This window comes from Streptomyces sp. NPDC045967, from assembly GCF_056430495.1.
The window spans coordinates 396,686-417,355 of sequence record NZ_JBWKLE010000002.1 but is presented as its reverse complement, the minus strand read 5'-3'; the positions used below and the strand labels follow the sequence as shown (position 1 = coordinate 417,355).

General features: G+C 72.9%; 15 protein-coding genes and 1 pseudogene. 9 read left to right on the top strand and 7 right to left on the bottom strand.

From position 1 onward, the window contains the following. The first annotated feature begins 84 nt into the window (after positions 1–84). Together AC07FY_RS05570 and AC07FY_RS05565 are read left to right on the top strand one after the other, a co-directional pair. Positions 85–3,159 (top strand): glycoside hydrolase family 3 protein, encoded by a 3,075-nt coding sequence (locus tag AC07FY_RS05570; protein ID WP_479000800.1) that lies wholly within the window; start codon positions 85–87, stop codon positions 3,157–3,159. Positions 3,160–3,405: 246 nt separating this feature from the next. Further along, positions 3,406–3,635: pseudogene (locus AC07FY_RS05565) on the top strand (transposase); the annotation flags it as partial. A gap of 112 nt (positions 3,636–3,747) precedes the next feature. On the opposite strand, the gene AC07FY_RS05560 reads toward AC07FY_RS05565, so the two are convergent. Next, positions 3,748–6,222, bottom strand: a complete 2,475-nt coding sequence (locus AC07FY_RS05560; protein WP_479000797.1) for a tetratricopeptide repeat protein — start codon at positions 6,220–6,222, stop codon at positions 3,748–3,750. 297 nt (positions 6,223–6,519) lie between these two features. Here AC07FY_RS05560 and AC07FY_RS05555 point away from each other — a divergent pair, with 297 nt between their 5' ends. After that, positions 6,520–7,998 (top strand): phosphoinositide-specific phospholipase C-related protein, encoded by a 1,479-nt coding sequence (locus tag AC07FY_RS05555; protein ID WP_479000794.1) that lies wholly within the window; start codon positions 6,520–6,522, stop codon positions 7,996–7,998. 684 nt (positions 7,999–8,682) lie between these two features. Here the strand turns inward: AC07FY_RS05555 and AC07FY_RS05550 are convergent. Further along, the gene (locus tag AC07FY_RS05550; protein WP_479000791.1) at positions 8,683–9,648 is read right to left on the bottom strand and encodes a pirin family protein; all 966 of its coding nucleotides are present in this window, start codon (positions 9,646–9,648) and stop codon (positions 8,683–8,685) included. A 122-nt stretch (positions 9,649–9,770) separates the two neighbouring features. Between AC07FY_RS05550 and AC07FY_RS05545 the strand changes: the two genes are divergently transcribed. From AC07FY_RS05545 to AC07FY_RS05520, 6 genes are all read left to right on the top strand, one after another. Beyond that, complete coding sequence (locus tag AC07FY_RS05545) at positions 9,771–10,133, top strand: tetratricopeptide repeat protein (RefSeq protein ID WP_479000788.1); 363 nt, start codon at positions 9,771–9,773, stop codon at positions 10,131–10,133. 115 nt (positions 10,134–10,248) lie between these two features. After that, positions 10,249–11,433 carry a methyltransferase gene (locus tag AC07FY_RS05540; RefSeq protein WP_479001594.1) on the top strand — a complete coding sequence of 395 codons (1,185 nt, stop codon included), beginning with the start codon at positions 10,249–10,251 and terminating at the stop codon, positions 11,431–11,433. A gap of 28 nt (positions 11,434–11,461) precedes the next feature. Next, positions 11,462–12,217: a MerR family transcriptional regulator gene (locus AC07FY_RS05535; protein ID WP_479000785.1), complete on the top strand. Its 756-nt coding sequence runs from the start codon at positions 11,462–11,464 to the stop codon at positions 12,215–12,217. 108 nt (positions 12,218–12,325) lie between these two features. Continuing rightward, on the top strand, positions 12,326–12,964 hold the full coding sequence (locus AC07FY_RS05530) for a DUF6230 family protein (protein ID WP_479000782.1): 639 nt from the start codon (positions 12,326–12,328) through the stop codon (positions 12,962–12,964). Next, positions 12,955–13,434, top strand: a complete 480-nt coding sequence (locus AC07FY_RS05525) for a DUF6114 domain-containing protein (protein WP_479000779.1) — start codon at positions 12,955–12,957, stop codon at positions 13,432–13,434. Before AC07FY_RS05530 ends, AC07FY_RS05525 begins: the two co-directional genes overlap by 10 nt. Continuing rightward, positions 13,431–14,081: a hypothetical protein gene (locus AC07FY_RS05520; RefSeq protein ID WP_479000776.1), complete on the top strand. Its 651-nt coding sequence runs from the start codon at positions 13,431–13,433 to the stop codon at positions 14,079–14,081. Before AC07FY_RS05525 ends, AC07FY_RS05520 begins: the two co-directional genes overlap by 4 nt. 111 nt (positions 14,082–14,192) lie before the next feature. On the opposite strand, the gene AC07FY_RS05515 is transcribed toward AC07FY_RS05520, so the two are convergent. The 5 genes from AC07FY_RS05515 to AC07FY_RS05495 form a co-directional block, all read right to left on the bottom strand. Then, positions 14,193–15,620 (bottom strand): dihydrolipoyl dehydrogenase family protein, encoded by a 1,428-nt coding sequence (locus AC07FY_RS05515; RefSeq protein ID WP_479000774.1) that lies wholly within the window; start codon positions 15,618–15,620, stop codon positions 14,193–14,195. Positions 15,621–15,661: 41 nt separating this feature from the next. Beyond that, the gene (locus tag AC07FY_RS05510; RefSeq protein WP_479000771.1) at positions 15,662–16,054 is read right to left on the bottom strand and encodes a thioredoxin family protein; all 393 of its coding nucleotides are present in this window, start codon (positions 16,052–16,054) and stop codon (positions 15,662–15,664) included. A gap of 281 nt (positions 16,055–16,335) precedes the next feature. After that, a complete protein-coding gene (locus AC07FY_RS05505) occupies positions 16,336–17,775 on the bottom strand; it encodes an aldehyde dehydrogenase family protein (protein WP_479000769.1) in 1,440 nt (479 codons plus the stop codon). A gap of 276 nt (positions 17,776–18,051) precedes the next feature. Beyond that, positions 18,052–19,251: a thiolase family protein gene (locus AC07FY_RS05500; protein ID WP_479000766.1), complete on the bottom strand. Its 1,200-nt coding sequence runs from the start codon at positions 19,249–19,251 to the stop codon at positions 18,052–18,054. A gap of 205 nt (positions 19,252–19,456) precedes the next feature. Next, on the bottom strand, positions 19,457–20,470 hold the full coding sequence (locus tag AC07FY_RS05495) for a LacI family DNA-binding transcriptional regulator (protein ID WP_479000764.1): 1,014 nt from the start codon (positions 20,468–20,470) through the stop codon (positions 19,457–19,459). Positions 20,471–20,670 lie beyond the last annotated feature (200 nt).

Here is a 20,670-nt window from a genome sequence, read left to right as displayed (position 1 = left end):
GGCCCCGCTCACGGGGCGGACAGGGCTGATGCCCCCTGCCTCCTCCCCCTCCCACCTCTCGCGTCCCCCGCCCAAGGAGTTGTCATGTTACGACCACGTCGCCCGTTCCGAGTCGGTACGGCAGCGCTGGCCACAGCCGCCGTACTGGGCGGTCTGCTCGTCGGCGGCCTCCCGTCCGCCGCCGCGGATGAACCACCCCCGCGCCTCGTCGACCGCTTCGAAGGCGAGGTGCCCTTCGCCAACCCGCCGGCCGAAGGAATCTTCACCTGGGGCAGCGACGCCGACGACCAGCCGAAGCTGGAGATCAAGGAACGGTCCGACGCCCCGGAGGGCGGCAAGGTGCTCCAGGGCACCTACGACATCAGCGGCTGGGGCGGCATCAGCCACGACTTCGCCTTCGACAAACCGGCCCAGGACTGGACGGCCCACAAGGGCATCCGCTTCTGGTGGTACGGCCAGAACACCGCTCCGCTCCCGCCCGGTTCGGGCAAGCGTGTCAACTTCGAGATCAAGGACGGCGGCGCCAACGGCGAGGCGTCCGAGCTGTGGACCACGTCGTTCACCGACGACTGGGAGGGCTGGCACCTCGTCGAGATCCCCTTCTCCGACTTCGTCTACCGGAGCGACTACCAACCCGTCGGCGGCATCGACCAGGTTCTCGGCCTGAACGAGATGTGGGGATACGCCCTCACCCTGCCGACCGGCGCACCGGGTTCCTTCGCGATGGACGGTGTCGAGCTGTACGGCAAGGCCGAGCCGGCCCTCACCGCCAGGGTGGTCACCGACGCCGCCGTGTTCCCCGTCGCGGAGGGCGGGACCGCGCAGGTCAGGATATCCGTCGTCACCACCGGCTCCGGCCCGGTCGGCGAGCCGGTCACCGTCGGATACAGCACCGAAGGCGGCAGTGCCACCTCGGGTGAGGACTACCAGCCGGTCTCCGGGAGCGTCACCTTCCCCGCGGGCACGGTCTCCGGTGCGAGTCGTACGATCGCGGTCAGCACCAGCAAGGACGGTTCCGCCGAGTCCGCGGAGACCGTTGCGCTCAAGCTGACCGTCAGCGGCGCCAAGGCTCCCGCCGAGACACCCCACGTCGTCGTCAACGCACACGGGCTGCCCTACCTCGACAAGAGGCTCCCGGTCGACAAGCGCGTCGCGGACCTCCTCGCGAGGATGTCCCTCGCGGAGAAGACCGGCCAGATGACGCAGGCCGAGCGGGGTGCGCTCAAGGCACCGGGCGACATCGCCTCCTACGATCTCGGCTCGCTGCTCTCCGGCGGCGGCTCCGTGCCGGCCCCCAACACCCCGGCAGCGTGGGCGAAGATGGTCGACGCGTACCAGCTGCGCGCCCAGACGACCCGATTCCAGATCCCGCTCGTCTACGGCGTCGACGCCGTACACGGCCACAACAACGTCATCGGCTCGACGATCATGCCGCACAACATCGGCATCGGAGCGGGACGCGACCCCAAGACCGCGGAGAAGACCGGTGCGGTGACGGCCAGGGAAGTGCGCGCGACCGGCATTCCCTGGGACTTCGCTCCGTGCCTGTGCGTCACGCGCGACGAGCGCTGGGGCCGCTCCTACGAGGCGTTCGGTGAGGACCCGGCTCTGGTCACCGCGATGGAGACCGTGATCAACGGCATGCAGGGCGCCCGCAACGGCAAGGACCTGGCCCGCAACGACAAGGTCCTCACCAGTGCCAAGCACTTCGTCGGCGACGGCGGCACCGAGTTCGGCTCATCGACCACGGGATCGTACACGATCGACCAGGGCATCACCAAGGTCACCCGTCAAGAGCTCGAAGCGGTGCACCTGGCACCGTTCGCCGAGGCCGTCAGGCGCGGCGCCGGGACGGTCATGCCCTCGTACTCCTCGCTGGACGTCCTGGGCGACGACCAGGGCCCGGTGAAGATGCACGCCAACGCCGAGATGATCAACGGGGTCCTCAAGGACCGCATGGGCTTCGACGGCTTCGTGATCAGCGACTGGCAGGCGATCGACCAGATCCCCGGCGACTACCCGAGCGATGTGCGCACATCCGTCAACGCCGGCCTCGACATGATCATGGTGCCGACCGACTACCAGGGCTTCACGCGCACGCTCCGGGAGGAGGTGGCCGCGGGCCGCGTCAGCCAGGCCCGTGTGGACGACGCGGTGTCGCGGATCTTGACCCAGAAGTTCAAACTGGGACTCTTCGAGCGGCCCTACGCGGACACGGCCAACCTCGACCGGGTCGGCTCCGCCGAGCACCGCGCGGTGGCCCGTGAGGCCGTCGCCAAGTCCCAGGTGCTGCTGAAGAACGAGGCCGCGGTGCTGCCGCTGAAGACATCGCAGAAGGTGTACGTCGCCGGATCCAACGCCGATGACATCGGCAACCAGGCCGGTGGCTGGACCGTCAGCTGGCAGGGCTCCTCCGGCCCGATCACGACGGGCACCACGATCCTCCAGGGCATGCGCAAGGCCGCCCCGGGCGCGGAGATCACCTACTCCAAGGACGCCTCCGCCGCCACGGAGGGATACGACGTCGGCGTGGTCGTCGTCGGCGAGACGCCGTACGCCGAGGGCTTCGGTGACGTCGGCAACGGCCATGACCTGGAACTCACCGATGCCGACAAGGCGGCCGTCGACAAGGTGTGTGCGGCGATGAAGTGCGCGGTACTGGTCGTCTCCGGCCGACCGCAGCTCATCGGTGACCGGCTCGGCGGCATCGAAGCGCTCGTCGCCTCCTGGCTGCCCGGGACCGAGGGCGACGGCGTCGCCGACGTCCTGTACGGCAGGCGTCCCTTCACCGGCCAGCTGCCGGTGACCTGGCCCAAGTCGCAGGCACAGCTGCCCATCAACGTCGGTGACGCCTCCTACGACCCGCAGTTCCCCTACGGCTGGGGTCTGACCACCCTCGCGAAGCCCCCGTCCGGTGGCGGAGAGGTCGCCCTGAAGACCATCGGCCTCGCGGCCAAGGCGCTCCAGTCAGCCGGCCTCGGCAGCTCCGAGCAGGGCAGGGAACTGGTCGCCAAAGCCCGGGTGATCGTGCAGGCGAAGATGGCCGGTGCCATCGGCGAGGCGGCGGCGAAGCCGTTCGCCGAGGCGGATCACCTGCTGCTCAGCGGCGACCTGCCGGGGGCGGTGGCACGACTGACCGCCGCCTACCGGGCCGCCTGAGCCCAACCCGTCCACCCCCGGGGGGCGGGGCAAGCCCGCGCCCCGCACCTCTTCCGCTGCCCGACCCACGCAGCCATGCCCCAGCGGGTCGCTCGCCGCACACGATGGTGGTTGCCGTGAGTGACCGAGGGGACGAGGACATCGCGCAGGCCGGGGACCGGCCGATCCGGTTTCGGAACCTTCGCATCGAGAGACGTTTCCGCAGCTCAGAGCGTTACAGGTCCCTCAAAGTCAGCGAAAGTCAGCATCGGAGTGTGGGTGTTGTTCCAGCGGGTTGTGCCGGTGGCGCCGACGCGGCCACAGATGGCGGCCGGCCTCGTCACGGCCACCGTGAGGTCTTGGCCGCGATCGTGTTCGTGGCGACCTCGGACTGCACGTGGCAGCAGCTGCCCGCGGCGTCGTTCGGGCCATCCGGCGCAACGGCCCACCGCCGGTCCACCGAATGGACCAAGGCCGGGGTGTGGGCCAAGCCGCACCCTTCGGCTCGCCCGTCGAGCCTGAGGGGCCCGGCTGCCGGCACCGTTACATGAGGCAGCGATCCGCTGGATCGGGATCGTGACCGGGGCATGCGGGCGGCCGGGGGCCTTGTCACCGAGGCCCGCCGGGGCGGTCGGCGGCTTTGCCACGAGCACGCACGCGACTGGCTGCGGCAGCGGCTTCCAGGGTACTGAGCTCGGCGGCGGCTTCGAGCTGCCGGGGGTGGTTCAGGCGGACCAGGGCCTCATGAGCGGCCGTCAGGGATTGCCGGGCCTCATCGTGACGGCCGAGGTGCCGCAGGACGACGCCCAGCTCGAGCCGGGCGGTCTCGCTCCAGAAGGACACCGGGTTCACCGCGCGAAGGCTCAGAACCTCACGCAGCGGCGCCTCCGCCTCGCTCCACCGGCCGAGCGCGGCCAGGTCGTTGCCGATGCACTGGCTGACCAGGGACAGGTAGGCGCGGCTCACTACGGTCGACCGCCCCGGGATGCCCGCCCGGCAGAGCGCCTCGCTGCGGCGGTGGATGGCCAGTGCTTCCTCGGGCCGGCCGTCCATGCGCAGGGCCTGGCCCAGCGCGTTCAGTGCGGTGAGTTCGGCCAGCCTGCTCTCGCCGCAAGACAGCCCGGCGAACCGGGCGACCGACGACCTCAGCCGGGCGACGGCCTCCCCGATCCGGCCGAGCCGCTGGAGCGCCCCCGCGCCGTATCCCAGGGCCCAGCCCACCTGGAGCTCGTCGCCCGCCTCCAGGGCCGCCTCCAGAGCGGCGTCCGCGGCGGCCAGCGCTCCGGCATAGTCGAAGACGCACATGTTTCGGGCCCAGGCCAAGTAGTTCAGCTGCACGGCCACCTCGCGGGTGCTGCCGAGCGCCCGGGCGGAGTCGGCGGCCCGCAGGAACACCTCGGCCCACAGCTCCCAGTCCATGGTGGCGTCGGAGAACCAGTGCATCGCCTCTGCCGCGTCGACGACCTGCCGGTGATGGCCGGTCGACTGGGCGTGGCGCAGGGCCCCGAGCCACTGAGCCCGTTCCTCCTCCAGCCAGGCCCGGGCCCGGTCGCTGCCGACCGGCGCGGTGGCCGGGTCGGGATCGCCTTCCGCGTCGCCTTGGGCTGCGGCCGAGCCGTACTCCGCCTCGAAGTGCAGGGCGGCGGTGGTGGCCCGACGGAGCGTCCAGCGGGCGGCCCGGTCCTGGGAGGCGGCGATCTCCTCGGGCCCGTCCTCCTCGGCCAACTGCTCGGCCGCGAACAGACGCAGGAGGTCGTGGTAGCGGTAGCGGTCAGCGGTGGGGTGGGACTGGAGGAGGCCGGCGTCGACCAGGTCCTCGGCATACCGAGCGGCCGTGCGGGCGGGCAGGTCGGCCAACAGGGCGGCGGTCTGGGGGCTGAAGTCGGGGCCGCCGGCCAGGCAGGAGCGTCGGAAGACGGTCCGTGCCTGCGGGCTCAGCTGCCGGTAGGAGAGGGCGAAGGCGGCCCGGACCTCGAGCGAGCCGGCCTTCAGGGCGTCGAGGCGACCGCCTTGTTCGGCAAGCTGGGTGGCGAGTTTGCTGATGTGCTCGTTGGGGCGGGCGGCGAGGCGTTGTCCGGCGATGCGGACGGCCAGGGGGAGATGGCCGCAGAGTTCGGCGAGGTCGCGCGCGGCTTGGGCTTCTTGTGTGACCCGGTGCGGGCCGATGATGCGGGTGAGGAGTTCGACGGCTTCTTCGCGCCGGAGCAGGGCGAGTTCGGTGCGGTGGACTGCTTCGAGGCCGGCAAGGGCGTGGCGGCTGGTGACGAGGGTGAGGGAGGCGCCCTCCCCGGGCAGCAAAGGCCGTACCTGGTTCTCGTCCGCGGCGTTGTCCAGGAGGAGCAGGACGCGGCGGTCGCGCAGGAGGGAGCGCAGGAGGCCGCTGCGCTCGTCGGTGCCGGCGGGTACGTCGGTGGCGCCGAGGGCGCGCAGCAGGCGGCCGAGGGCGTCGCGGGGCGGGGTCGGTTGCTGATCCATGCCGCGCAGGTCGAGGTAGAACTGGCCGTCGGGGAAGAGGGGTACCAGGGCGTGGGCGGCGTGCACGGCGAAGGCGGTCTTGCCCAGGCCGGGCTGCCCGCAGACGACCGCCACCTGCGGCCGGTCGGGGCCGGACTGCTCGGCCAGGGCCGCCAGCCGCGCCAGGGCGGGCCCGCGCGCGGTGAAGTCGCGCAGGTCACGCGGAAGCGCGAGGGTGTGGCGGACGGAGGCGCCCGGGGCGGCAGCGCCCGCCGGGCCGGGGCATCCGGGCGGCCCGATCGCCGGCTTCCCCCCGGCGTCCGCCGGGGGTCCGGTGCCCGCGTACGAGCCGGCCGCCGCCTCACCCGCGGCCCCGCGCGCGCGGAGCCGTCCCCGGCTGGCGTCCCGCTCCAGTGCCTCGGTGCCGGTCGCGTTCAGCCCCAGCGCCGCGGCCAGAGCCGCGACGGTGCGCCGCTGCGGCCCCCTCGACCGGCCGCGCTCCATGTCCGACAGGGCCCGCACGCTCACCCCCGCGGCGTGCGCCAGTTCTTCCTGGCTCTGCCCGGCGTCCGTGCGCAGGCGGAGCAGGTGCTCGCCGAATCCGCCGGTGGCCGGTGTGTCCGTCCCCATACCCGCTCGTCCCCCGGTGCCGCGCGGACCGGCCGGTCCGCCGGTCCTTTCCTCCGGCAGAAGTATGCCGGACCGTACTTCTGCCGGTGGAGCTGCCTGGTCCGGATCGGCCGGCCGCGGTTGGCTGGGGCGACCCCGGGGGGAGCCCGACCAGCCCCGCCGGGGGCCGGCCCGTCGCCGCTCCGCCCGCGCTCTCGTGTGCGGCTGCGCACCGGGCCCGGAGCATCTTCGTACACCCGGTCGCCGCCGTACCGTGACCGCGGTCGCCGGCGGCTGCTTCTACCAGGGGAATCACACATGAGAACCAGTGGTACCGCGTCCCGTTCGGGCGCCGACCGCCGTGCTCGCCTGCTGCGCCTGCTCGCCCTGCCCGCGCTCGCGCTCCTCGTCCTGGCCTCGGCACTGACGGCTCCCACAGGGGCGGTGGCGGCGAGCAGCAAGTACGGGAACGCGCGCTATCACCAGTGGTCGTTCGTGACCTCGCACAACGCCTACGCCGACGACGACACGCGGTGGCCCGTGCCGCCGAACCAGTCGCAGACCATCAAGGAGCAGCTCGAGGGCGGCGTGCGGGGCCTGATGCTCGACACGTACGACTCCCGGGGCACCGGACCCGTGCAGATGTGCCACGGCACCAGCCCCGATGTGCGCGTGTGCTACGACGACTTCAAGACAGGGCTCCTGACCGTCGTGAACTTCCTGCAGAAGAACCCGCAGGAAGTGGTGACCCTGTTCCTGGAGAACTACGCCACCAAGGAGACGGTGAGCAAGACGATCACCGACTTGCTGGAAGCCAAGGGCGCCGGCAAGATGCTCTTCAACCAGAACGACTGGGGCATCTTCAGCAGCAACTGGCCGAAGCTGAAGGAAATGGTCTCCGCCAACCAGCGCCTGGTCATCTTCCAGGACAGCTGGGGCGACACGGCCGCCGGCTCCGGCACGCTGATGAACACCTGGTCGCACACCGTGGAAAACCGGTACAGCTACGGCCAAGGGCAGCCGTCAGGCTGTGAGTCGCGGAACGGCAATGCGCTGAACACGAACCCGATGCCGGGGACGACCGGCCTCACCCCTCTGTTCACCATGAACCAGTTCAGCTCGGACAACCTCGACCCGAAGGCTTACGCCAAGATCGACAACGGCGCCCAGCTCAAGAGCCGCATCGAGAGGTCATGTCGGCCCGCCGCAGGCGGCCGCAACCCGAACTTCGTCGCGGTGGACCACTACCAGATCTCCGACAAGTCGGGCCTCACGCCCGTGTCGGTGGTCGACGAACTCAACCGCGACAACTACGTCTTCGAGCCCCACCCGGCGGTGTGGACCGTCAACGACGCAAAGCAGTACGTCAGCACCTACGGCACCAACCGCTGCATGGTGCGCGGCGACGAGTTCCCCGACGGCTCCGGCGGCCTCGTCACGCAGCGGGCCTGTGCGAACCCGGCGCCCAGCAGCCACCAGTGGACGGCCACCAAGCCGAACTACGACGGTAAGGGCCACTACTGGATCAAGGCGGGCAACGGCTCCTGCCTGACCGTTCCGTACAACAACGGGACTCCGCCCGGCGACGGCACGCAGCTCTTCTGGTGGCCCTGCGAGACCAAGTGGTTCTCCGGCAGCCAGCTGTGGAACGTCATGCCGACCAACACCGACAGCAACGGCCAGTCGCACGGCTACTACTTCATCAACCAGTGGACAGGCAAGTGCCTGACCCTGGACCCCGGCACGTCGACGGCCAAGGCCGGCAAGGTCACCCACGCCGCCTGCCCCAAGCGCTGACCAGGGACCGGCGCACGACCGGACGGCCCGGGGCGGCACCGCAACAATGCGGCGCCGGCCCGGGCCGTCCCCCCGCCGCACCGCCGCGGCAGACCCGCGTGCCCTCCCCGGCCACGGCCCGGATCCGCCGCGCCCTCCTGGTGAGCCGGGCCGCCGCGGTCGGCTTGACGCGCGTCTACCTCGGCATGCACCGGCCCGCCGGCGTCCTCGGCGGCCGGCTGTTCACCCATACCTCGCTCGCCGCGGCCACGGCCCTGTGCGCGGGGCCGAAAGGAGGTCACCCTGATCGCGGACGGGCCACGCGGCGAACGCGCCGGTCCGAGGGCGGGTCCCTGTTCGCCCGGCCGACTCAGGACGAGCCGGTCAAGCCCGGACACGGCCACGATGGTGATCGACCGAGGGCTCTCCATCCGGGTCGGGGCAGAGGCGGTCACGGGTGCTTCTCGAAGACGCCCAAGCAGCCGGGCGGCTCCTCCACCTCCTGCTCGCGGCCCGCACAGACGCCGCCTCGGCGCAGCAACAGGCGCAGCACGCCCATGCGCCCTGGCGGTAAGACGGCCACAGCCTCGGGCTCAACGAAGCCTGCCAAACCGGTCACGTCGCGACGGCTCTTCCCTGCGAAACCAAAACCGGAGGGCCGGGCGCGAGCACCGCATCCGGCCCTCGTCCCTACAAACCGGCAGGTCAACGTACCCTTCCCCGGGGCTTCAAATGGGTCGGGGGCAGGGCCGGGGCCGGAATCGGCGGGCCGTCGTAGCCCTTGACCTCGCCGAAGCGGGTGCCGTTCATCCAGTCTTCGCGGGCCTGCGCGATGTCCTCGTGGGACCGGCCGATCCAGTTCCAGAACATCACGATCTCCTCCTCGAACGGCTCGCCGCCCAGGAGCATCACGCCCGCGTCCGAGGTCGCCCGCAGTGGCAGTTCGGTGCGGCCGCAGCCCAGGTAGAGCATGGAGCCCGGGAGGAGCGGGACGCCGTCGACGTGGGCCTCGCCCGACATCGACAGGACCGCGTACTCGAAGTCCGGGTCGAGCGGGAGCCGGGTCTCGGTGCCCGCCGCGAGGGCGAGGTCCGCGCCGACGATCGGGCTGTACGCGGTGCCGGGCGAGGTCGCCGTGTCCAGGGTGCCCAGGATGACCGTCGCGGTCAGGCCCGGGGCGGTCACCTGCGGGAGCTCCGCGTGGTGCTGGAAGTGGGGCTCCACGTTCCGGTGGGCGTCCGGCAGGGCGACCCACAGCTGGGCGCCGTGCAGGAGGCGGGCGTGCGGGCGCGGGCTCTCCTCCGAGTGGCTGATGCCCCGCCCGGAGGTCATCAGGCCGAGCTCGCGCGGGCGGACGGTCGCCAGGCTGCCCACGCTGTCGCGGTGCAGCACCTCGCCCGCGTGCAGCCAGCTCACGGTCTGCAACCCGGTGTGCGGATGGGGGGCGACCTGCATGCCGGGCTCGTCCGCGATGTCGTCCGGCCCGTAGTGGTCCACGAAGCACCAGGCGCCCACCATCCGGCGACCCAGGTTCGGCAGGAGTCGGCGGACCTCGGTGGACTCCCCGAGCCTGACCGTGCGCGGGCTCAGGAGCTCGCGCACGGGTTCCGCCACGACGAAGCCGCGGCCGCCGCATACGGCGAGTGCGGGCTGGCGATCGAGATTGCTCATGGCTACAACCTAATGGCGCAGCGACGGCCGTGACGGCCGTGGCCAGTGGAATGTTCACCCTCCCCCGTGTGTTCGAGGCAGCAGGCAGCCCGCATCGGAGCGGGAGGCAGGGAAGGAACCCGATGAGCGCGATGAGCGGGACGGACACGTCGTACTTCGAGCACGGAACGGCCGCCGAGCGCTGGGAACGGGCCCGGCTCTTCTTCGACGCGAAGGAGTACGCCACGGCCGCCCGGATCCTGGACCCGCTGGCGGCCGAGGTTCCGGAGCAGCTGGCCCCCCGGCTGCTGCTCGCCCGCGCCTACTACCACTCCGCGCAGCTGTCGCGCGCCGAGCGCGAGCTCCGCGCCATCTTGGAGCGGTGGCCCGTCGAGGACTACGCGCAGCTGATGCTCGGTCGCACGCTGGAGCGCCGCGGCAGGGCCGAGGAGGCCCGCCCGTATCTGCGGACGGCCGCCGCCATGGCGGGCGAGTTCCCGCAGTAACCGACGCCGGCCCACGATCCCGACCGGGCGGGTCGCCTCGGCAGCGGCGGCGCCCGGCTCGGCGCGTGCGGGGCGCGGGCTCCGCCTCGGTTAGCCTGGGTCCCCTATGAACCGCCTGACCACGCCCTTCGGCTCCTACGAGCTCACCCGCTTCCCCGAGGACCCGCGCGACCGGCTCCAGGCCTGGGACGCCGCGGACGAGTACCTGCTGCGCCACCTGGACTCCGGCACCGGCGAGCGCGGGCCGGTGGACCTGGCCGCCGCCGGGCAGATCACCGTCGTCGGAGACCGCTGGGGGGCGCTGACGACGGCGCTCGCCGCGTACCGCCCGACGCAGATCACCGACTCCTCCCTGACCCGCTCCGCCACCGCGGCGAACCTCGACCGGAACGGGATCGGGACCTCCAAGGCGACGGTCACGCTGCTGACCACGCAGGACCCGCCGCCCGAGAAGATCGACCTCCTGCTGGTGCGGGTGCCCAAGAGCCTCGCGCTGCTGGAGGACCAGCTGCACCGGCTGGCCCCGCACGTGCACCCGGGCACCGTGGTCGTCGGCACCGGCATGGTGAAGGAGATCCACACCTCCACGCTGCGGCTCTTCGAGCGGATCCTCGGTCCGACGAAGACCTCGCTCGCCGAGAAGAAGGCGCGGCTGATCTTCTGCACACCGGGCGGCGCCCGGCCCGCGGCGCCGGCGCCGTGGCCGGTGACGTACACGGTGGACGAGGACGGCGGGTCCGCCTCCGGGCTGACCGTCGTCAACCACGCCGGGATCTTCTGCGCCGACCGGCTCGACGTCGGCACCCGCTTCTTCCTGCAGAACCTGCCGACCAACACCGACGGGGCCCGGGTCGTGGACCTGGGCTGCGGCAACGGCGTCGTCGGCACGGCCGTGCAGGCGCACGACCCGGACGCCGAGGTCGTCTTCACCGACGAGTCCTACCAGGCGGTCGCCTCGGCCCGGGCCACGTACCGGGCGAACATCCGCGAGGGCCGGCGGACGGCCGAGTTCCACGTCGGTGACGGGGTCGCGATGCTGGCGCCGGGCTCCGTCGACCTGGTGCTGTGCAATCCGCCGTTCCACTCGCACCAGGCCACCACGGACGCGACGGCGCTGCGAATGTTCGCGCAGTCCCGGAAGGTGCTGAGGCCCCGCGGCGAGCTGTGGATCGTCGCGAACCGGCACATGGGCTACCACACGCACCTGCGGCGGCTGTTCGGCAACAGTGAAGTCGTCGCGAGCGAGCCCAAGTTCGTGATCCTGCGGGCGGTCAAGGAAGACCGGCCGCGGCCTATGTGACCTGCCAGTACGTCCTACACTCTGCCGCGTGAACAGCCAGGTGGTGGGAGACGGGACGGGCGGCGGGCGCTACCGCCGTGAGGACGTGGCCCGTGCGGCCGGAGTCAAGGTGCGCAACCTGCGCTACTACCAGGAGCGCGGGCTGCTGCCGCCGCCGCGCCGCGAGGGCCGGATCGCCTGGTACTCCGACGACCACCTGACCCGGCTGCGGCTGATCAGCGACCTGCTGGGGCGGGGGTACACGGTCAACGGCATCGCCGAACTCCTGGAGGCGTGGGAGGGTGGCGGCGGCCTGTCCGGAGTGCTGGGCCTGGAGCGGGAGTTGACCCGCGATTGGGTGCGGGAGGAGCCGGTCACGATGACCCGGGCCGAGCTCCGGGAGCTGTTCGGTCCGACGGCGTCGGCCGAGGACACCCGGCGGGCGGCCGAGCTGGGCTACGTGACGGTCGACGGCGACCTGGTCACCCACCGCAGCCCCCGTCTGCTGGACGCGACGCTCGCGCTGGTGCGCGAGGGGGTACCGCTCGCGGAGATCCTGGACGCCGGGGAGTTCGTGCAGGTGCAGGCGGCCGCGCTCGCAGACCGCTTCGTCGGACTGTTCCGGCGGCATGTGATCGGCCCGGACGGGCTGGAGCGGCTTTCGGCCAAGCAGTTGGAGCATGCCACGGAGGCGGTGAAGGCCCTGCGGCCGGTGGCCGGCGAGGTCGTGGCCACGGAATTCGCCCGGGCGATGGCCCGCCGGGTGGACGCCGAAGTCGCCGAACTGCTGCGTACGGAGCAGTAGGAGTCGGCTGAAAGGGTGCAGTCGCACAACCTTGCCAACCTCCATTGGCACTCTTACATTCAACTCGTCGGTAACAACGGTGCACAGCCGATCAGTAGGGACGATCTCATGCCGGATTCCCCGCACTTATCCGACTCACCCGAGGAGGACCACGGCTCCGGCCGGGTCCGCTGGCGGCGGTTCGCCGTCCTGACCGTACCCGCCGTGGCCGTGACCGCCGGCCTCGGCATCGCCCTCGCGCAAGGGGCGCTCGCCGCCTCGTTCGCGGTGTCGGGGCAGCAGTTCAAGGTGTCGGCCAAGAGCCTGCAGGGCGAGGGCTTCGCCCAGTACGGCGGCGTCGACGTCAATGCCCGTGAGGAGCTGATCCCGGTGGCCGTCACCGCCATCCGGGAGGCGAAGCTCAACAGCCTCTGCCAGTCGGTGGTCACCACGCTTCCGGTGATCGGCGACATCTCGCTCAACCTGACGGCGGGCCAGAAGAAGCCCGTCGAGGCGAGCAACCTGTTCGTGGACGCGACACAGCTGTCCGGTGACGCGGTCTTCAGCAACATCGAGATCGGGCGCGACGCCTCCACCCTCGACAAGGGTCCGGCCGACGCCCAGGGCATGCAGGACCTGTTCGCCCAGCAGGCGGACACGGTCAGCATCACCGATCTGCAGCAGACGGCGTGGGCGACCAACGCCGGCACCTTCAAGCTCTCCGGGCTGCGGATGGACATCAGCAAGGGCAAGAAGGAATGCTTCTGAGCCGTCGCCGCTGGCGGCGGTGGCGGCGCGGCAGGCCGTTCTGGGGCGGCCTGTTCACCCTCCTCGCCGGTGTGTGGATCTGCGTCCTCCCGCTGGCACCCCTGAAGATCATGCTCCAGCAGGGAGTGGCGGGGATCCCGTCCGTCCTGATGGGCCTCGTGATGATCGTGCTCGGCCTCACCGCCTGGTTCTCCCCCGCCCAGCGCGCTCTCGCGGGTGTGCTCACCACCCTGATCGCCACCGCGGCCCTGGTCCTGTCGAACCTCGGCGGGTTCCTCGTCGGCACCCTGCTCGGCATTCTCGGCGGCGGCCTGATGTTCGCCTGGCAGCCGTCGCGCCCCGCGCGCCCCGCCCCTCCGTCCGCCGCCTCCACGGCCGACGGGCACACCGCCCGGTCCGCCGTTCCCCCTCCCACAGCCCCCTCTCCCACAACCCCCTCGCACCACGATCCCCAAGGAGCACAGCCATGAGCCGTACGCGCACCGCGCTCGCCCTCGGGATGGCCGCCGCCGGAGCCCTCTCGCTGGCCTCGGTCTCCGCCTCCGCCGCGCCGTTACCCGTGGCCGGGTCGACCACCGTCACCCCGGCCGGGCACGCCTTCAAGGCCACCCTCAGCGGGAAGGCCACCCTCAAGGCCGGTTCCGTGACGGTGACCTGCACCGTCTCCGCGTCCACCGGTACGGTGCCGGCCGCCCCCGGCAACCACAACGCGGCCGGGCCGGTCTCCTCGCCCATCTCGCCGCCGACGTACAGCTCCTGTACGTCCAGCATGCCGGGGGTGACCCCCACGGTCACCACCAGCGGCGCCTGGACCGTGTCGATGCAGCACGGCTCCCCGATCACCGCGACGATGACCGTCCCCGTCGGGGGCCTCGTGGTCAAGACGACCGGGCTCGCCTCCTGCACCGTCACCACCGCGCCCACGGCCGCCGCCAACGTCGGCGGCAGCTGGGCCAACGGCGCCCCGCCGAGCCTGACGTTCACGAACGCGTCCGTGCCGGTGAAGGTCACCGGCGGCTTCGGCTGCCCGACGAGTGCGACCACGTCCACCTTCAACGCGGTCTACAGCGTCACCGACACGACCGACCCGGCGCAGCAGATCACCGTCGGTCCCTGACCGTCGCGCACGCGGGCCCGCCACCCCGAGACCGTCCGGGGCGGCGGGCCCCCGTCATGCCGGCGTCCCGGCCGGCCCGCCGCAGGGCCCGGCCCGATCCGAAAGACACACCTAACCCCGGTACGCCTCCAGCAGACGGAGCCAGACCTCGCTGATCGTCGGGAACGCGGGGACCGCGTGCCACAACCGGTCGAGGGGGACCTCGCCGGCCACGGCGACGGTGGCCGCGTGCAGCAGCTCGGCCGCGCCCGGTCCGACGAAGGTGGCTCCGAGCAGGATCCCGCGGTCCAGGTCGACGACCATCCGGGCCCGGCCGCGGTAGCCGTCGGCGTACAGTCCGGCGCCCGTCACCTTCGACAGGTCGTAGTCGACGGCGCGCACCCGGTGGCCCGCCCGTTCGGCCTCGGCCAGGCCGAGGCCCACCGCGGCGGCCTCCGGATCGGTGAAGACCACCTGCGGGACGGCCAGGGTGTCGGCGGTCGCCGCGTGCGCCCCCCACGGTCCGGTGTCGAGCGGGCCGCCGGCCGCCCGGGCGGCGATGGCGGCTCCGGCGATCCGGGCCTGGTACTTGCCCTGGTGGGTCAGGAGTGCGCGGTGGTTGACGTCGCCGACGGCGTACAGCCAGTCGGACCCGGGCACCCGGCAGGTCTCGTCGACCCCGATCCACTGCCCTGCGGACAGCCCGACCGTCTCCAGTCCGATGTCCTCGGTCCGCGGCGCCCGCCCGGTCGCCACCAGCAGTTCATCGCCCACGACGAGCTCGCCGCCTTCGAGGACCACGGTGACGGGGCCGGTGGTGCCGTCCCGTACGACGGCCTCGACGCCCACGCCCGTCCGGACCACCGCGCCGGCCTCGCGCAGCGCCTCGGCGACCAGTTCGCCCGCGAAGGGTTCCATCCGCGGCAGCAGCCCGGAGCCGCGCACGAGCACGGTGACCTGCGATCCGAGGCCCTGCCAGGCCGTGGCCATCTCCGCGGCGACCACCGAGCCGCCCACGATCAGCAGCCGGCCGGGCGCTTCCTGCGCGGAGGTGGCCTCGCGGCTGGTCCACGGACCGGCCGCGGCCATCCCGGGCACGTCCGGGACCACGGCCCGGGTCCCGGTGGCGACCACCACGGCGTGGCGGGCGGACAGCACGTGGTGCTCGCCCTCGGGGCTGGTGACGGCGACCTTGCGCACCCCGTACAACCGGCCGTGGCCCCGGTACACGTGGGCGCCGATCGAGTCGAGCCAGTCGATCTGGCCCTCGTCCTTCCAGTTCCCGGTCCAGTAGTCGCGGTGCGCGAACACCGCCGCCGTGTCCAGCGGCCCCTCGGCGGCGCCCGCCAGGCCCGGCACCCGCCGGGCGTCGGCCCGCGCCAGCACCGGGCGCAGCAGCGCCTTGCTCGGGACGCAGGCCCAGTACGAGCACTCCCCGCCCACCAGCTCGCTCTCGACCAGAGCGGTGCTCAGTCCTGCGGCGCGGGTCCGGTCGGCGACGTTCTCGCCCGCCGGTCCCCCGCCGAGCACCACTACGTCGTACTCCACGGCTTGAGTCATACGGGCCAGTGTCACCGCCCGGCGGGGGCGGCGTCACGCAATCAGGCCTCCGGCGTGCCGGTTCCCCCGCCGCCCTGCTGCTCCGCCGCGATCTTGGCGCGCACCTCGTCCATGTCGAGGCTTCGGGCCTGCGCGATGAGGTCGGTCAGCGCCGCCTCCGGCAGGGCGCCGGGCTGCGCGAAGATGGCCACCTGGTCCCGAACGATCATCAGGGTGGGGATCGAGGTGATCTGGAACGCTCCGGCCAGCTCCTGCTGCGCCTCGGTGTCCACCTTGGCGAAGACCAGGTCGGGATGGGCCTCCGAGGCCCTTTCGAAGACCGGGGCGAACTGCAGGCACGGCCGGCACCAGCCCGCCCAGAAGTCGATCAGCACGAACGGGTTCTCGCTGACCGTCTGGTCGAAGTTTTCCTTGGTGAGTTCGACTGTAGCCACGGTGTCATGCCTCCTGATAGAGCGTGTCGCTCCTTGAACGAACGGTGCATCCGCATCATTCCGCGCGGCCGGACGCCGCGGGCTGATCCGGCCCGATCCGAAAGACGCGCCCCCGACCTAGGTCTTGTCGTCACAGTGGCGCCGGTCAGGCCCGCGGCGTCCGGTGCCGTGCATCGCAAGGCGGAGGGGCGCCCGTGTAGTGGACGTACTCGGGCGCCCCGACAACGCGGCGAGGTGCGGTGCCGGGCGTCGCGGGCCAGGCGGGACTTCGACGACAGGGCCTAGAACGGATGCCCGGCGGGGGTCGGGCGCAGGGTCGTCCAGCGCAGCTCGGTGAAGGCGTCCAGGTTGGCCTCGCCGCCGAACCGGGCCCCGGTGCCGGAGGCGCCGACCCCGCCGAACGGGGCGACGGCCTCGTCGTCGACCGTCTGGTCGTTGACGTGCGCGATCCCGGTCGGGATCCGCCCGGCCAGGTCCAGCCCGCGCGCCGCGTCCCGCGTGACGATCCCGAGGGCCAGCCCGTAGGGGCCGGCCGAGGCCAGCCGCACCGCCTCGTCCTCCGTGGTGAAAGACCGTACGGGCGCGACGGGGCCGAAGACCTCCTCGGTATAGGCCGGGGTGTCGTCGCCGGCGCCCGCCAGCACCGTCGGCCGGTAGAACAGCTCCCGGTGGGCGCCGCCCGCGACCAGCTTGGCGCCCTGCGCGGTGCTGGCCTCCACCAGGGCGTGCACGCGCTCCACCTGGGCGCGGTCGATCAGCGGGCCCAGCTGGACCTGCTCGCGGTACGGGTCCCCCACCGCGAGGGCCTCGGCGCGTTCGGCGAGCCGCTCCACATACTCGTCGTAGAGCGAGGCGTGCACGAGGTGGCGGCCGGCGGTCATGCAGATCTGGCCCTGGTGGAAGAACGAGCCCCAGGCGGCCTGGGCCACGGCCGCCTCGACGTCCGCGTCGCGGAGCACGACGAGCGCCGAGTTGCCGCCCAGCTCCAGGTGGGCGCGCTTGAGGTGGCGGCCGGCCAGTTCACCGACCGAGCGGCCCGCGGCGGTGGAGCCGGTGAACGACACCACCCGCACCCGGGGGTCGGCGACGACGGCGGCCCCGGTGCCGGCGCCACCGGGCAGGACGTGGAGCAGGCCGTCCGGCAGGCCCGCCGCGGCGAAGACGGCGGCGAGCGCGAGACCGCCGCAGACGGCGGTGCGCCGGTCCGGCTTGAGCAGCACCGCGTTGCCGAGGGCCAGGGCGGGCGCCACCGAGCGGATGGACAGGATCAGCGGGGCGTTGAAGGGGGCGACGACCCCGACCACCCCGGCCGGCACCCGGCGGGTGAAGGAGAGCCGGGGCGCCTCGCTCGGCAGGACCTGCCCGGCCGGGCGGGAGGCCAGCGCGGCGGCCTCATAGCACTCCTGGGCGGCGACGTGCAGCTCGAAGTCGGCCTTGCCCGGGATGGAGCCGGACTCCCGCACCAGCCATTCCCGCAGCTCGTCGGCGTGCGCGGTGAACAGGTCCCCGGCGCGGCGCAGCACGGCCGCCCGCTCCGGATGTGTCGCCCCCGCCCAGTCCCGCTGCGCGGCCCGGGCGCGTACGGCGGCCTCCGCGACATCGGCGGGTGCGGCCAGGCCGAGGGTGGCGAGGGTGCGGCCGGTGGCGGGTTCGACGACCGGCGCGCGGCCCCCGGTGAGGAGCGGTCCGTCCTGCCAGAGCGTCGGATCGAGGAGCGGCATGGCGCGGTGCCTCCGGATGGGGATGGGCGGTGGCCGGGGTGCGAGGGGGCGGCAGCACGCGCCATCGTGCCAGACCGGAGGCGCCATCTCTGTTCGGTTATAAGGCAGTTGCCGAGCAGCGGTGACCGGAAACGATCGACGGCCCCGATCCCGCGCCGGGTTCGGGGCCGTTTGCGGGTTCGGGGCCGTCGCGGGTTCGGGGCCGTCGCGGGTTCGGGACGGTTCGCGGGACCGGGACCGTTCGCGGGACCGGGGCCCGGACCGTCCCGTCGAGGGCTACCGCTCCAGGACGAGCGCGATGCCCTGACCCACTCCGATGCACAGTGCCGCGAGGCCCGTCCCGGAGCCCGCCGCGGCCAGCTGGTGTGCGACGGAGCCGGCCAGCCGGGCTCCCGAGGCACCGAGGGGGTGGCCGATCGCGATGGCGCCCCCGCGCGGGTTGACCAGGGCCGGGTCGAGCTCCGGCCAGGCCGCGAGGCAGCCCAGCGCCTGCGCCGCGAACGCCTCGTTGAGCTCGACGGCGGCCAGGTCGCCGAAGCCGCGGCCGGCCTTGCCGAGGGCCTGCTGGACGGCGTCCACCGGGCCCAGCCCGAACAGCTGCGGTTCGATGCCGGTGACGGCGGAGGCGCTGATCCGGGCGAGCGGTTCCCGGCCGGTGGCGGCCAGCCCCGCCTCGTCGGTCAACAGCAGGGCCGCCGCGCCGTCGTTGAGGGGCGAGGCGTTGCCGGCCGTGACCGTACCCCGGCCGTCCGTCCGGAAGGCCGGCTTCAGCCGGGCCAGGGCCTCGGGCGTGGAACCCTCCCGGATGCACTCGTCCCGTACGAGGTCGACGCCTCCGTAGGGCACGACCTCGCCGTCGTACAGGCCCGCGGCCCAGGCGGCGACCGCCTTGCGGTGGCTGTCCAGGGCGAAGGCGTCCTGCGCCTCGCGGGAGATCGCGTACTTGTCGGCGACGAGCTCGGCTCCCTCGCCGAGGGAGACCGTCCACTCGGCGGGCATCCGCGGGTTGGTCATCCGCCAGCCCAGCGTCGTGGACCACATCTGCTGGTGCCCCGCCGGGAAGGCGCGTTCCGGCTTCTGCAGCACCCAGGGCGCCCGGGTCATCGACTCGACCCCGCCCGCGATGGCGACGGAGGCGTCGCCGAGCGCGATGGTGCGGGCGGCCTGGATCACGGCTTCGAGGCCGGATCCGCACAGCCGGTTGACGGTGACTCCCGGGACGCTCACCGGCAGGCCCGCCAGCAGGACCGCCATACGGGCGACGTCGCGGTTGTCCTCGCCCGCCCCGTTGGCGTCGCCGAAGACCACGTCGTCGATGCGCGCCGGGTCGAGGTCGGGCGTACGGTCCACGAGCGCGCGGACCACGTGCGCGGCGAGGTCGTCCGGCCGGACTCCGGCGAAGGCCCCGCCGAACTTGCCGATGGGGGTGCGGACGGCGTCGACGACGTAGACGTCGCGGACGGTGCGGATGCTCATGGGCTCGCTCCTGGGCGGATCCGTACGGGCGGCGGCGCCGTGTGTGCGTGTGGGTACCGCGGACGCCGCCGGGCGCGCCCGGTGGGACGCGCCCGCAGTCTCCGTCCGCAGGTCACCGGCTGTCAACGGCCCCCTGGCGGCCGCGCCGGGAGCGACCGCCGCCGGGGCCGCCGTCCCGGACGGGCCGCGGCCGTTCCGGGGCTGGTCAGGTCGACTCGCGGTGCACGGCCGCGGCCGCCGTGAGGTCGTGCCTCCGCGTCGCGCCGGAGGGCTCGCGCACCGCCCGGTCCACGAGCGAGGCCAGGTGGTCCCCGCCCGGCATCTCGATCCGCACCGTGCTCAGCCGGGGCCGCAGCAGCCGGCCGATGAGCAGGTCGTCGGCGCCGATGACGGCCACGTCACCGGGGACGTCCAGCCCCTCGTCCTGCAGGGCCCGCATCAGCAGCATCGCGTACTCGTCGTTGTACGCGAAGACCGCGTCCAGGCCGAGTGCGCGCCAGCGCGCCGCGAGCGCGGCGGCGGACTCCTCGGTGTAGGCCAGCCGGAGGGCCTCGATCTCCGCTCCCGCGCCTCCCCCGCCTCCGGTCTCCCGGCGGGTCCGGGCGGCCGCCCGCGCCCCCGCCAGCCGGGGCGCGGAGAACAGCTCCAGGCCGTCCTCCTCGGGCACGACCACGCCGATCCGCCTCCGGCCGCGCTCGATCAGATGGGCGGCGGCCCGGGCACCGACCTCCTCCTGGTTCATGACCAGTGCGTGCGCGCCGGGCACGCCGGCGGGACCCATGGTGATCACCGCGCGGGCGCCGGCCCGCTTGAGCGTGGCGATGTTGTGCGCGGAGAGCGTGATCTCGCCGAGCGAGACCACGGCCACGGGCCGCAGCTCCGCCCAGGCGCGGGCGGCCTCGTCACCGCTGAGGCCGAGGCTGGCGTACTGGACGACGGTGTAGTCGAGCCTGCGCAGCGCCCACTGGAGTTCATTGAGAAAGGTGCTGTACAGCGGACCGACCGGCACGTGCGAGGTGGGGAGCAGCACGATCCGGGTGCGGCCCGCCCGCAGGCTCCGGGCGGCGGCGTGGGGCACGTAGCCGAGCTCTTCGGCCGCCTCGCGGACCTTGCGGCGGGTCGGCTCGCTGATGCGCACGGCTTCCGCGTTGTTCAGGACGTACGAGACCGTCGCGCGGGACACGCCCGCGAGCCGGGCCACGTCGGCGCTGGTCGGCACGGGCTGGGGCGGTGCAGGCTGCGGAGGCGGCGGCTCGGCCGGCCCGGAGGCGGCTCTCTTCGGTGGTTCCGGTGGTTTGGATGGTTTCGGCGGCTTCGGCGGTTTCGGTGACTGGGGCATGGCCGTGGCATCCTTCCAGACCGGTCACGGCCCGGGGGCGGCGGATGGCCGGAAAGCCCCGCTCGTCCGGCCGGAGCGGG